Origin of the sequence: Okeania sp. KiyG1, from assembly GCF_014132355.1 — a bacterium.
Classification (GTDB): Bacteria; Cyanobacteriota; Cyanobacteriia; order Cyanobacteriales; family Microcoleaceae; genus Okeania.
The window spans coordinates 37,835-50,846 of the sequence record NZ_BLZO01000115.1 but is presented as its reverse complement, the minus strand read 5'-3'; the positions used below and the strand labels follow the sequence as shown (position 1 = coordinate 50,846).

At 35.6% G+C, this 13,012-nt stretch carries 11 protein-coding genes; 5 read left to right on the top strand and 6 right to left on the bottom strand.

Features of this window, described 5'->3' with window-relative positions; genetic code table 11:
• Nucleotides 1–82: 82 nt before the first annotated feature.
• The 5 genes from SAGCYANO_RS26935 (at nucleotide 83) to SAGCYANO_RS26910 (ending at nucleotide 8,071) form a co-directional block, all read left to right on the top strand.
• Nucleotides 83–661, top strand: coding sequence for a thylakoid membrane photosystem I accumulation factor (locus tag SAGCYANO_RS26935; RefSeq protein ID WP_202222891.1), 579 nt, complete (start codon nucleotides 83–85; stop codon nucleotides 659–661).
• Between the two features lie 969 nt (nucleotides 662–1,630).
• Entirely contained in the window at nucleotides 1,631–2,521 is an 891-nt protein-coding gene (locus SAGCYANO_RS26930) for an alpha/beta fold hydrolase (RefSeq protein ID WP_202222913.1), read from the top strand.
• A 375-nt stretch (nucleotides 2,522–2,896) separates the two neighbouring features.
• Complete coding sequence (tcmP, locus tag SAGCYANO_RS26920; protein WP_202222890.1) at nucleotides 2,897–4,153, top strand: three-Cys-motif partner protein TcmP; 1,257 nt, start codon at nucleotides 2,897–2,899, stop codon at nucleotides 4,151–4,153.
• A gap of 122 nt (nucleotides 4,154–4,275) precedes the next feature.
• Entirely contained in the window at nucleotides 4,276–5,253 is a 978-nt protein-coding gene (locus SAGCYANO_RS26915; RefSeq protein WP_202222889.1) for a radical SAM protein, read from the top strand.
• A 115-nt stretch (nucleotides 5,254–5,368) separates the two neighbouring features.
• Nucleotides 5,369–8,071, top strand: a complete 2,703-nt coding sequence (locus tag SAGCYANO_RS26910; RefSeq protein WP_202222888.1) for an SBBP repeat-containing protein — start codon at nucleotides 5,369–5,371, stop codon at nucleotides 8,069–8,071.
• Between the two features lie 293 nt (nucleotides 8,072–8,364).
• Here SAGCYANO_RS26910 and SAGCYANO_RS26905 read toward each other — a convergent pair whose 3' ends face one another.
• The 6 genes from SAGCYANO_RS26905 to SAGCYANO_RS26880 all read right to left on the bottom strand — a co-directional run bounded on the left by SAGCYANO_RS26905 (nucleotide 8,365) and on the right by SAGCYANO_RS26880 (nucleotide 12,979).
• Nucleotides 8,365–9,024, bottom strand: a complete 660-nt coding sequence (locus SAGCYANO_RS26905; RefSeq protein ID WP_237396732.1) for a hypothetical protein — start codon at nucleotides 9,022–9,024, stop codon at nucleotides 8,365–8,367.
• 635 nt (nucleotides 9,025–9,659) lie between these two features.
• Nucleotides 9,660–9,983 (bottom strand): hypothetical protein, encoded by a 324-nt coding sequence (locus tag SAGCYANO_RS26900; RefSeq protein ID WP_202222886.1) that lies wholly within the window; start codon nucleotides 9,981–9,983, stop codon nucleotides 9,660–9,662.
• A gap of 612 nt (nucleotides 9,984–10,595) precedes the next feature.
• Nucleotides 10,596–11,039, bottom strand: a complete 444-nt coding sequence (locus SAGCYANO_RS26895; protein WP_202222885.1) for a peptidoglycan-binding protein — start codon at nucleotides 11,037–11,039, stop codon at nucleotides 10,596–10,598.
• A 298-nt stretch (nucleotides 11,040–11,337) separates the two neighbouring features.
• A complete protein-coding gene (locus SAGCYANO_RS26890) occupies nucleotides 11,338–11,781 on the bottom strand; it encodes a peptidoglycan-binding protein (protein ID WP_237396731.1) in 444 nt (147 codons plus the stop codon).
• A 298-nt stretch (nucleotides 11,782–12,079) separates the two neighbouring features.
• Nucleotides 12,080–12,523, bottom strand: a complete 444-nt coding sequence (locus tag SAGCYANO_RS26885; protein ID WP_202222884.1) for a peptidoglycan-binding protein — start codon at nucleotides 12,521–12,523, stop codon at nucleotides 12,080–12,082.
• A 138-nt stretch (nucleotides 12,524–12,661) separates the two neighbouring features.
• Nucleotides 12,662–12,979, bottom strand: a complete 318-nt coding sequence (locus SAGCYANO_RS26880) for a peptidoglycan-binding protein (protein WP_202222883.1) — start codon at nucleotides 12,977–12,979, stop codon at nucleotides 12,662–12,664.
• Nucleotides 12,980–13,012 lie beyond the last annotated feature (33 nt).

Below are 13,012 nucleotides of genomic sequence, written 5' to 3'. Positions count from 1 at the left end.
ACCATTTACCCGAAATCTGCTGTATGTTGTCAGTGCGTAACTCCCAATTAATTAAACTTAAAATCTACAACCTTTTTAAATTATGCTAAATCCAATACAACAATTTTCATGGCAAAAGATTCTCTCTACTTTATTGAGTTTTTTATTAGCAATATTTTTATTACTGCTAATAGCTACTCCCACTGCTTTAGCAAGTCTAAATGATGATAGATTTGATGGTAATATTTTTGCCCTTTATGCGGGTAATGGTTCTCTTGTACCTGCTAGAGTAACATTAAACGAATCTCTCAAAAGTTCTAAACCTGCCCTATTAGTCTTTTTTCTAGATGATAGTAAAGATTGTAAACAATTTTCGACTGTAGTTTCTCAACTTCAAGCATTCTATGGTCGTGCAGCAAGTTTTATTCCTGTTAATGTGGATGCTATTGTTACTCCTATAACTGATGATTCTACAAAATCAGCTTATTATTACGAAGGATTTGTACCTCAAACTGTTTTAATTGACCAAGAAGGAAAAGTTGCTTTAAATGCTAAAGGTCAAGTTGCGTTTGAAAAAGTAGATGATGCTTTTCGAGAAGTTTTTGATTTATTACCCCGCTCTGAGTCTGTTGAACTTAAACGTAGAATTGTTAATGAGGTAAATATTGAGTTGAGTAATTAGTTTAATTAGCTATCAGCTATCAGCGGTCAGCTATCAGCTCTATTAATTAATTGCCTTTAATGTATTTTCGTCATTACAATCGATAGGAAAGCAATCTCAGCTCCTAGTCTTAGATAAGCATTCAGCTATCAACTATTAATGAATTGCCTGTAAAGTATTTTTGGCATTGCTACCGATAGAGAAGCAATCTCAAATCCTAGTCTTTCGTACTTCATGCATAAGTCCTGTATACAGCAGATTCCACTTTGGTGAAGTACACCCATCGCGGGCAAGATGCTATAGCGGGCAAGATGCCCGCACTACAGGCATTTAATTGTTAATATTTGTAGCTCATAGTAGCATTTCTCATAAAGATGAGGTAAATTTACAATCCCCCTAAATCCCCCTTAAAAAGGGGGACTTTGAAACCTCCCCCCTTTTTAAGCGGTTCCCCCCTTACTAAGCTATGCTTTATAAACATCTTTCTTAACATAAAACGTAGACATTATAGACAAGTTATGGGCAAGCCTCTAAAGGCTTTTTTGGGAGAAAAGTGTGTTGAAAAACACATTTTTTTGATAACTGTAGACAGAATTTTTCCTCCCTCTCCTCCCCCTCCTCCCCCTCTTCTCCACCCTCCCACAAGGGTTTCAGGAGTTCCTTATAAGGGATAGCTTACTAAGGGGGGTTAGGGGGGATCTAAAACTGTATCTCACCAATTTGAGAAACGCTATATACACTATATCCTTGTGTTTGCTAATATTTAACCTTGCTTTCCCTCCTTTACCGAATAATTAAGGCAGGACTTACGCAGAACCACCATATCTAGTAGGGGCGGTTTCCTCACGGAATGCTCCGCAAACGCGAACCGCCCCTACAGGTGGCGTATAAATTGGTATCTTGCGTAAGTCCTGTAAGGTTTAAAGACTCTCCTTTAAAGGAGAGGTAATTGTTAATTATTAATTATTAATTATTAATTGTTTAATGCCAATGTATCCTGATTTTCTACCAAAATTAACTGAAAGTCTAACTGAATCTACATCTATTTCTTTTGCTCAAAATATTCAGTATCAATCAATTTATACTCCTCTGACTTCTCAAACAATTAATACAAGTTTTGTCTCTCAAGGTGAAGATAATACCCCGATTTTATTACTACATGGTTTTGATAGTTCTATTTTTGAATATCGTCGCCTTTTGCCATTACTTGCTGCCCAAAATCAAACTTTTGCTGTTGATTTATTGGGGTTTGGTTTTACAGATAGATTGCCGAATTTAAAAATTAATCCACAGGCGATCGCTACTCATCTTTATTATTTTTGGAAAAGTTGGATTAATCAACCTGTTATTTTAATAGGTGCTTCTATGGGTGGTGCTGCTGCTATTGATTTTACTCTGACTTATCCAGAAGTTGTGAAAAAATTGGTATTAATTGATAGTGCTGGAATGCAAAATAATCCAATTATTAGTAAGTTTATTTTTCCTCCACTTGACTATTTCGCCACAGAATTTTTGCGTCGCCCTCAGGTTCGAGCAAGTATTAGTCGTAGTGCTTATTTTGATAAAAGTTTTGCTACTTTAGATGCTAATATTTGTGCCAGATTGCATCTAGAAATGCCTGGTTGGAGTCAAGCTTTAATTTCTTTTACTAAAAGTGGTGGCTATGGTAATTTCAAAAATAAATTGCCTTCTCTGCAACAGCAAACATTGATTTTGTGGGGAGAAAATGACCAGATTTTGGGTATTGGTGATGCTGGTAAATTAGAGGGAGCGATCGCTAATTCTCAACTGATTTGGATTCCTAATTGTGGTCATGTTCCTCACTTGGAAAAAGCAGAAGTTACTGCTAATTATATTCTTGATTTTATTAGAGAAAATTAATAATAGATTTTTTAAATAATTATTCTTGATTAGCTATTACTTTTTATCAAAATTGATTCACAGTTTTCAGCAAAATTTGGTTCAGCTTCAATACAACTAATAAAGTCAAGTTGACTAAATTTTTCCAGGTGGTTTTCAGAAGTATTCAAAAGTTGTTGATAGTAATACTCTAGAGCAGATAATAAAATTTAATCTGTGCTTTGTTTAGTTTTTTCCTGGATAAAGACAAGTTTTTGCGCCTGTTCTTGAGTTAGTTTAGTAGCAATTTTCATTGTTGTATAAAATTGATAGAATAATTTGAATATCCTAGCGTATATAAGCACAATACTTATATTACTTTCCTAATAGTAATTTTATTTCTGGAGAAAAGCAATAATGAGTAACTCGAAAGCAAAATGGGGTGCTGATGGTAGTGAGCTTCCTATAATAGACCCTCATACTAAAGCCAAGCATCAAATTATTGAAGAGTATATAGAAAATCTGATTATAACTCTCTATCAGAAAGCAAGACAAGGAGAAAAAACTTTTACTTTCATAGATGGGTTTTGTGGTGGTGGTATGTATGATGACCAAGAGTCTTCAAGACAGTGGGAAGGTTCTCCTATTAGAATTATTAAAGCTGTTCGTTCAGCTTATAAAAAATGTAAACGCAAGTATCCGCTCAATATTAAATATATTTTTATAGATAACGATAAAAATCATATAGACTGTTTGAAAAATTATTCTATGTTAGAAGCAGGTCTAGAAGAATTAGCAAATGAACAACAGCATGAAATTTCTGGAGATTTTGGTAGTTTAATAGAGCAGTGTGAATTTATTTGTAGAGATTTTGAAAATATAGTTTCTTATTGCATAAGTATAGCTGAAAATCGTAAAGGTCATTCTTTCTTTTTAATCGATCCTTTTGGATGGAGCCATGTATCAATGAATAGTATCAGGCGCATAAATACTCTCAAGGGTTCAGAAATTCTCTATACCTATATGATTAGAGATTTAAAAAGATTTGTCATCGGCAAAAATGGTGTTGATACGGTCAATTTTAATAAAATTCTAGAAGCAAGTGGGTATTATGAATTAGAAAATTTAAAATTACTTGATAGAGTTAGTGAGCAGCGCTATTTCAGGAATGAATCTCTCAGGTTATTTAGGGATAAAGGAAATGCTAAATACGCACATACATTTTCTCTGATACCTAAAGGTTTTACAGTTGTTTTATATTACTTAATGCACTTTTCTCAGAATATAACTGCTTTACAAGTAATGAGAGATGCTTTGTGGAAGCACAATAATTTATATCATTTCTTTGAGTTTGAGGTTTATGGTTTTGGATTAAAAACTATTGACTATTATGAGCAAAATCAAAAGCTAGATTTTTACATAGAAGACTCTCTAGAGAATCACGAATCTTGTATAGATATTTTAGACAAAGACTTAGGTAAAAATATTAGAAATGGTTATGAAGCAACCTTATGTCAAATCTGGAATGATTATATGGAGAAACATCCTGCAACTAAAGATCACTTTGAAGACTTATTAATAAACAGATTATTACAAGATAAAGAAATAGAAATCATAAGAAATGATAAAATAGTAAGAGAAAGAGATGTGAAAAAATTACAAAAAAAGATATAATTAGATATACAGGTCATAAACAGCTTTATTTATTTTAAGTACTAGAAAACTATTATGAATAAGTAAAATAAAAGACTACAAACACCAAAATATATGATACAAATTACTTGGGAGTGTTGGCTATGTCTATTATTAAAGGCTCAGAAAAAATTGTTAATCCCCTTCAAGAAAGTGCCCTCAAAAAGAAAGGTTTATGTGATTATGTCATTAATATAGCATCTGGTTGTCTTCATGGATGTACATTTTGTTATGTACCTTCAACTCCGGCAATTAGAACAAAGCAAAAGGAACTACAAGAAAAAGGAATTAGTAATCCTCAGATGGATTGGGGAAAATATTTATTAGTTCGAGAAAATATACCTCAGCAATTAGAAGAAAAGTTAAATCGTAAGAAAAAATGGCGCGAAACACCAGAAGGTAAAGGAGTCGTTTTATTATGTTCTGGAACCGACCCATATCAAAATTCTCAAACAGCAAAAATTACTCGTCAAACTGTCGAAATATTATCTAAAAATGAGAGAAGAGTAAGAATTTTAACTCGTAGTCCTTTATGGGTAAATGATTTAGATATTCTTAATCAGTCTAATATTACAGTTGGCATGAGTTTACCATTTTTAAATGATGAACTTAGTCTCAAAATTGAACCACAAGCACCCCCGCCTTCTAAACGTTATGAAGCTCTACAAAAAGGTCATCAAGCAGGATGCAGATTGTATGTAGCTATGGCTCCCACTCCTCCGATAATGACATTAGATGATTTTAAAATAAATTTAGAACAAATTATGAAAATTGACCCAGAAGTAATATTTTGGGAACCTATTAATGCTCGTGGAAGTAATGGTAAACGTATGATAGCGGCAGGTTTAGAATTTGCTCGTTCAATTATGACTAAAAAATCGTGGGCAGAAAATTTTATTAAGCAGTGGGAAGAGGTGGAAGAAGCAGCTAAAAGTATTGGATGTTTAGATAAGCTTCATATTTGGCCAGACCCAGAATTAAAAGGTTATGTAGCAGCAGAAAAATTAAATCATTGGTTATATATGCCGACAATAGAAAAATGGCAGGAGGAAACAGTTTCTTATAAAAGAAAAAAACACTAAAACAACATACAAAAAATAGCTATTTAATAAGTTTTAGCCTAAATAGACTTTTTTCACACTTGGAAAAATTACAAGTTACTGCTCATCTTGTTCTTGATTTTATTAGAGAAAATTAATGATAGATTTATCAGAGAATCAATTAGCAGCATTACCTTTAACTAATCTTCCGGAAGATCATCAAATTAACAATCAAAATATTGTCTCTAGTTCGGAAACATTTATCCCAGAACTAGAAGTACAAAAACTTGAAACACCTCCGACTGATTTATCCATCAATAATGACCCTCTGACAGACATTAGTTTTATTGAAAATGCCGGACAAATTAACAACACTGAAGTTGAATATTTAGCAAAAGCAAATAACTATGATTTATTATTTGCCCCAGATGAAATTATCTTTGCTGCCGCTCAAGACATAGAAGGTCAAACTACCTCAGATGTAGTGAAATTAAATTTCCAAAATGCTAATCCGGAACCTATTATTAAACCTTTAAATCAACTGCCGGGAGTTGCCAATTTTTTCCAAGGTAATAACTCTGATAATTCATACGATTCATATATAAATATTCCGACTTATGCCGCTATTGAATATGAAAATTTATATCCAGGTATCGACCTAATATATAGTGGTGTAGATGGCAACCTAAAAAGTGATTTTATTATTTCTCCCAACATCGACACTTCTCAAATTATTCTTAACTACAGTGGGATAGAAGAAGTTAATATTCTTGCTGACGGTACTTTATCTATAGATACTAAATTTGGAGAATTAACTGAAGCACCCCCAATTGCTTATCAAGAAATAAATGGTCAGCAAATTGAAGTCGAAGTTGCCTATGAACTCCTCGAAAATAATCAAGTAGGATTCGACATTGGAGAATATAATCCAAACTATGAATTAGTTATCGACCCCACTGTAGAATATTCCACATTAATCGGCGGAAATGGTTTTGATCGTGGCAATGGTATTGCTGTAGATGTTGCCGGAAATGTTTATATAACTGGAGATACTACTTCCGTTGATTTTCCCACAATAAATGCAATTCAATCAGACTTTAATGGTGGGGGAGTAGTATTTAATAACGATGCTTTTGTCACTAAACTCGACCAAGATGGAACTGTTCTTTGGTCTACTTATTTTGGAGGAAGTAATGATGAATTTGGCACAGATATTGCTGTAGATATAGCAGGCGGAGTTTACGTTACAGGTAATACTAATTCCCTAGATTTCCTAACAGTTAATGCCTTGCAAACTACTTATGGTGGAGGTAGTTTTAATGGCGATGCTTTTGTGACAAAACTTTCTAGTTTAGGTAATAGCGTACAATATTCTACTTACCTTGGTGGCCGAGACGAAGATATTAGTAGAGGTATTGCTGTGGATAATAATGGCAATGCTTTTGTAACAGGAAGTACGGGTGGTTTTTCCCCATTTCCGGCAGACCCAATTCCTGGTTTTGCCGACTTTCCTACTACAGAAGATGCCTTTCAAACCGAAACTACTAATAATTTGAATCGAGATGCTTTTGTAACTAAATTATCCAGAAATGGCAAAACTTTAGAATATTCTACTTTATTAGGTGGGATAGATTTTGATTCAGCAATTGATATTGAAGTTGATAATAATAGTAATGCTTATATTACAGGTTCAACTAGGTCTTTTGACTTCCCACTCCAGAATCCACTGCAAAATTTTTATGGGGGAGATAGCGATATTTTTATTACTAAATTAAATCCAGAAGGTAGCGACTTACTTTTCTCAACTTTTTATGGTCGGGGCGATGGTGATTCAGGTAGTGGTATTGCCATAGATTTAGCTGAAAATATTTATGTTTCTGGTACAACAGGAACTCGTATTCTTCAGGGAGATATTGCTACTTCTCCTGTGGGAGACTTTCCTGCTTTGAGTGGATTTAAAAATTTCTTTGGAGGCGGTAGTAGTGATGCTATTGTGATGAAAATTAATCGGAATGGTAGTTTGGGATATGCGAGTTTTTTAGGTGGAAATAATAGTGAATTTGCTAATGATATTGCTGTGGATAATTTGGGTAATGCTTATGTGACAGGTAGCACTGCTTCTGTGAATTTTCCGATTATTAATGAGTTTCAAGAAGGGGTTGGTTTAGGATTACCCGATGATGCTTTTGTGAGTAAAGTTTCTAGTAGTGGATTGTTTTTAGATTTTTCTGCAACTATTGGCGGTGTGGGGAATGAATCTGGAAATGGTATTGTTATAGACCCTGCTCAAAATACTTATATAGTTGGTTTTTCTGATTCTATAGATTTTCCAGTTATTGATGCTTTGAATAATTTTGGTTTAGAGTCTAATGCTTTTGTAGCTAAGATTGTTTCAGATGTTACGCCACCTGAAATTTTCCAGAATTTTATTCAGTATTTGACGGAACAACAAATTAATCCAATAGAGATATATTTTGATGAAGAATTTTATTTAGAAAATAACGTTGATGTAGCCAGATTTGTGCAAAATGGTTTGTTTACAAATGGTTTAGACCACTTTATTAATCAAGGTCAATTTCAAGGACGCAACCCCAGTCTTTTATTTGATGAAACTACTTATTTAATTGAAAATCCAGGGGTGGCAGAAGCAGTAGATAATAATGTGTTTAATAGTGGGTTCGATCATTTTATTAATGTTGGTTTTTTTGAAGGACGCGATGAAAGAACTACTGAATTTGATGAACGATTTTATTTAGCTTCTAATCCGGTTGTAGCTTTAGCAGTAGAAAATGGTGTTTTTAATACTGGGTTTGAACACTTTATTTTGTTTGGTGAAGCTGAAGGGCGATCGGGAATTTAGAATTTAGAATTTAGAATTTAGAATTTAGAATTTAGAAGTCAGGAGGAGACAACCCACCCCTCGCCCCTCCCCTCACAGGAGGGGAAGTCAGTCGGACCTCCTCAGGATGAGAGAGAATCACAAAGATTCAGTAGTTATGACGATGGGAGAATTTTTTTATATCTAATCAAACGGATTTGATATTATTTAACAACATACTCAGGATTAGAAAAACTATATTTTTTCCTACTCCCGTACTCCCTCACTCCCCTACTCCCCTACTCTCTACTCCCTATTCCCTACTCCCTATTCCCTTAATTACGGTTGGGATAGTATTTGAATCTAATGTTTCTTCTAATATTTCTAGGCCGATTTTCAAAGTAGTGACAATTGCCATAATAGTCACAATTTCTGTTATAAGAATCATAATCCCGGTCATACCTGTCGCGTCTTCGCCCATAATCATAGTCCCGGTGGTATCTGCCACGTCTTCGCCCATAATCATAATTCCGGTGGTATCTGCCGCGTCTTCGCCCATAATCATAGTCCCGGTCGTATCTGTCGCGTCTTTTTCGTATTCGTAGTCGATAATTTTCTAAAGTATTCCATTTGCGGTCAAGTCTGCGGTCTAGGTCGTCGTGAGCTTCTTGAATAATTCTTTCTTTTTCTGCTTTAGGAAGACTTCGGTTATGAGGTTTATCCATCTCTCGTTTAATCCTGCGATCGATTCTTTCGTGTAGTTCATGCCTTTTTCTTTGTCGGTACTCATCTTCCTTTTGACGAGATCGAATGCGATATTTATCTTTGCGATCGGCTAATATAATTTGATTTTCCTCTAAGCTTTTTTGTTCAGTTTTGATGTTAGTAAAATTATTTAAGGCCATTGCTGGATAGGTACAAGCAAAGCCAAAATATAAGGGAATAATCGCAAGCAAAAATTTGTTATTCATAATCAAAACAATGGGATTGCACATTCTCGAATGATACTGCAAGAAATTGGTTTATACTTTGACTAAAAAAACCGAATATTAATCATTCTAGCAATTCTAGAATCCAAAATCCTATTCATCAAAAATCTCAAATCATTCATCACTGTGCAACGCCAAAAGCAGTTAACCATTATGGACTCATTAAGTCCAAGGTGGAATTTTAAGGATGTACCCATGACAAGGGACGCTTAACAGAGAAGTCGGATGAGGTCAAAATCTCATGTCCGGTTCTGAAAACGAGCAGGTTCTATAAAAGAATCAATCTGGAAATGAGCTTGCTTAGTTTAACACTGAAATTGATTTTAGGTTTTCAGTATTTATCTACATCATTAGGAGGATATTTGAATTCCTGATCATCTAATATCATGTCCGGTTGAACAGTGATAAATAAATAACTACGGAGGAGTCAGGAGTCAGGGGTCAGGAGTCAGGAGGAAAGAGGGAAGAAAGAAGAAGAAGAACTGGAGTTGAAGGAGAAAGTTTTTTTATAACTAATTATCCGGACATGATATAAGAGGTTGTTTGTAAAGAATTATGAAGTGTTTTTCCCCCTCGCAAATTGGGTATTTCAGCCTACAAATCTGGGATAAATAACCAAGTTGTTACAGTTTAATGGTCAATCATTGTATATTACAAAACTTTACAAACAGTCTCTGAGTTAAACTAGCACTGTATTTAAACTCTTCCATAGTCAAACCACCTACATCAGATTCATTAGTTAATTGGAGACATTCTGAGTAATCCCAATTAATAGTTAATCTTTCGACAATAAAAGTACCACTAATATTTTGATTACCTATCTTTATTTCGGCATAACTATTCTTACTATCTATTTCATTCATATTATATGTAACTGTAGGTTCAATATTAGAATTATTAGGAGATAATTTTTCATCTGTAGTTGGAGTTGAAGATGATGCAAAGTTAAGAACAATACCAAGCACTAGAAGAAATAACCCTATAGGAATAGTAAATCTTTTTTGTTCTCGTTAAACCTCAATTATACCACCTATTTTTGTAACAAATCCTAAAATAATAATCAATAGTCCTGCCACAATTAGCATGGTTGGTATTTGCAAATTAAGTAATACTTTTATTACGTCTGTCATGTTTTCTACAGCAGTTTCCGAAGCTATGAGGTACAGTAGTTTTTATTCTTTTCTGTTCCCTCACAGGAGTGCGCGTTCCCTCTCTTGGTCAGCATTCCGCAAGCGAGCTGGCGTCGTCGCGGGGTCTGACCGCTTGCGTCTGACGCCGACGCGGGGTCGCACCGCTGTTCCCTGTTCCCTGTTCCCTCAAACCTAAAATTTTGTACCTCATAACAACAGAAAACGCTGTAAATTAATAGCGGTCTAAAATGCGCTAGAATGTTTTATATTAGACTTACGCAGATACGCTATATATAGTACTCAAAACTATTGTCCAATAGTTACTGAACTCTATACATAGTGCCTTTGCGTAAGTCCTGTTATATTTAAGATAGGTGAGAATAACTGAAGTCAGAAGTGGGAGCAGTTAACTCCCACGCGATAATACAACCTAAAAATCGTTAATCATTAGTCTTGAATCATAGTGCTCATCAGAGCATACCAAGTTAAAGGACCGACAATGCCATCAACTTCTAAGCTGCTATTTTTTTGGAATCTCTTGACAGCTGCTTCAGTGTTGGAACCAAAAATACCATCTCTAACTAGAGAATAGCCCATTTCATTCAGGATCATTTGCAGACGTTCAACATCATCACTGCTGCTACCCCGAGCAATAGTAGGAGGCAGTAAAGCTCCCCAAGTTTGAGAACCAACTATACCATCCACTGTTAAATTTCGGTCTTTTTGGAACTGCTTAACTGCGGCGTCAGTGCGAACACCAAAGATGCCATCTTCCACTAAAGAACCATAGCCAGCATTATTGAGAAGGCGTTGTACCAGAGTCACATCAGAACCGTTGCTTCCGTTGCGTAAAACTGGTAAAGAAAAAGAACTAGAAACACTTAAAGTCATTGTTAATTCTCCTGTATTAGGATAGATGAGTATGAGAAATTAGATCGATTTGGTCAGGAACCCCAGGACTTTAGTCCAAGAGTTTGTACATTCTTGTTGCGCTCGCTCCAAGTAAACAAGCCAACACCTGACCTGCTTAAAATATCCTTTGTCTACATTATCGGTCAGAGTTAAAGTTCTGACTGCCACGCTCTCGCTCTCAATGACATTCCTGGGAATGCGAACGCCAGTTCCATGAAGAACGAACCGGACAGTTAAACACGGGAGCGTGGGTTAAGCCAGTACTTTCTAAAAATCATTAGTCTTGAATCATAATGCTCATCAGAGCATACCAAGTTAAAGGACCGACAATGCCATCAACTTCTAAGCTGCTATTTTTTTGGAATTCCTTGACAGCTGCTTCAGTGTTGGAACCAAAAATACCATCTCCAACTAGAGAATAGCCCATTTCATTCAGGGTCATTTGCAGACGTTCAACATCATCACTGCTGCTACCCCGAGCAATAGTAGGAGGCAGTAAAGCTTCCCAAGTTTGAGAACCAACTATACCATCCACTGTTAAATTTCGGTCTTTTTGGAACTGCTTAACTGCGGCGTCAGTGCGAACACCAAAGATACCATCTGCCACTAAAGAACCATAGCCAGCATCATTGAGAAGGCTTTGTATCAGAGTCACATTATAACCGTTGCTTCCGTTGCGTAAAACTGGTAAAGAAAAAGAACTAGAAACACTTAAAGTCATTGTTAATTCTCCTGTATTAGGATAGATGAGTATGAGAAATTAGATCGATTTGGTCAGGAACCCCAGGACTTTAGTCCAAGAGTTTGTACATTCTTGTTGCGCTCGCTCCAAGTAAACAAGCCAACACCTGACCTGCTTAAAATATCCTTTGTCTACATTATCGGTCAGAGTTAAAGTTCTGACTGCCACGCTCTCGCTCTCAATGACATTCCTGGGAATGCGAACGCCAGTTCCATGAAGAACGAACCGGACAGTTAAACACGGGAGCGTGGGTTAAGCCAGTACTTTCTAAAAATCATTAGTCTTGAATCATAATGCTCATCAGAGCATACCAAGTTAAAGGACCGACAATGCCATCAACTTCTAAGCTGCTATTTTTTTGGAATTCCTTGACAGCTGCTTCAGTGTTGGAACCAAAAATACCATCTCCAACTAGAGAATAGCCCATTTCATTCAGGGTCATTTGCAGACGTTTAACATCATCACCGCTGCTACCCCGAGCAATAGTAGGAGGCAGTAAAGCTCCCCAAGTTTGAGAACCAACTATACCATCCACTGTTAAACTTCGGTCTTTTTGGAACTGCTTAACTGCGGCGTCAGTGCGAACACCAAAGATGCCATCTTCCACTAAAGAACCATAGCCAGCATTATTGAGAAGGCGTTGTATCAGAGTTACATCAGAACCGTTGCTTCCGTTGCGTAAAACTGGTAAAGAAAAAGAACTAGAAACACTTAAAGTCATTGTTAATTCTCCTGTATTAGGATAGATGAGTATGAGAAATTATATCGATTTGGTCAGGAACCCCAGGACTTTAGTCCAAGAGTTTGTACATTCTTGTTGCTACATCTCTAGATATTTAGCAACAAGAGTGTTTAAGTTTTAATAGGTGTATTTGAAGATAGCATCACCTAATGCTTTCCATGTTTCAGGACCTACCACTCCATCTACTGTAATATCAGGCGATGGAAAAGGAAAAGTAGCGTTATAATTTTCCTGAAACTCAGTTACTATTTGTTGGCATTGACTATCGTAGTTGGCATTAAATCTCACGTTACTTGTAATCAGAGATGGTCTACCTTGTTGGAGACCAAACCAATAGATTGAGGATAACAATTGTTCAAGAAACCGAACACTATCTCCACTATCTCCTTCTTTTAATACTGGCATTGTTGATACAGTCATTGTTGATACAGCCATTTGAGAAAATTCCTTATTACTTCATTACAAACA

What these genes read in the sequence shown, in the direction of transcription:
- SAGCYANO_RS26895 (WP_202222885.1), bottom strand. Translation starts at nt 11,039, where the DNA reads ATGACTTTAAGTGTTTCTAGTTCTTTTTCTTTACCAGTTTTACGCAAC.
- SAGCYANO_RS26915 (WP_202222889.1), top strand. Translation starts at nt 4,276, where the DNA reads ATGTCTATTATTAAAGGCTCAGAAAAAATTGTTAATCCCCTTCAAGAA.
- SAGCYANO_RS26890 (WP_237396731.1), bottom strand. Translation starts at nt 11,781, where the DNA reads ATGACTTTAAGTGTTTCTAGTTCTTTTTCTTTACCAGTTTTACGCAAC.
- SAGCYANO_RS26910 (WP_202222888.1), top strand. Translation starts at nt 5,369, where the DNA reads ATGATAGATTTATCAGAGAATCAATTAGCAGCATTACCTTTAACTAAT.
- SAGCYANO_RS26935 (WP_202222891.1), top strand. Translation starts at nt 83, where the DNA reads ATGCTAAATCCAATACAACAATTTTCATGGCAAAAGATTCTCTCTACT.
- SAGCYANO_RS26885 (WP_202222884.1), bottom strand. Translation starts at nt 12,523, where the DNA reads ATGACTTTAAGTGTTTCTAGTTCTTTTTCTTTACCAGTTTTACGCAAC.
- SAGCYANO_RS26930 (WP_202222913.1), top strand. Translation starts at nt 1,631, where the DNA reads ATGTATCCTGATTTTCTACCAAAATTAACTGAAAGTCTAACTGAATCT.
- tcmP (WP_202222890.1), top strand. Translation starts at nt 2,897, where the DNA reads ATGAGTAACTCGAAAGCAAAATGGGGTGCTGATGGTAGTGAGCTTCCT.
- SAGCYANO_RS26905 (WP_237396732.1), bottom strand. Translation starts at nt 9,024, where the DNA reads ATGTGCAATCCCATTGTTTTGATTATGAATAACAAATTTTTGCTTGCG.
- SAGCYANO_RS26880 (WP_202222883.1), bottom strand. Translation starts at nt 12,979, where the DNA reads ATGGCTGTATCAACAATGACTGTATCAACAATGCCAGTATTAAAAGAA.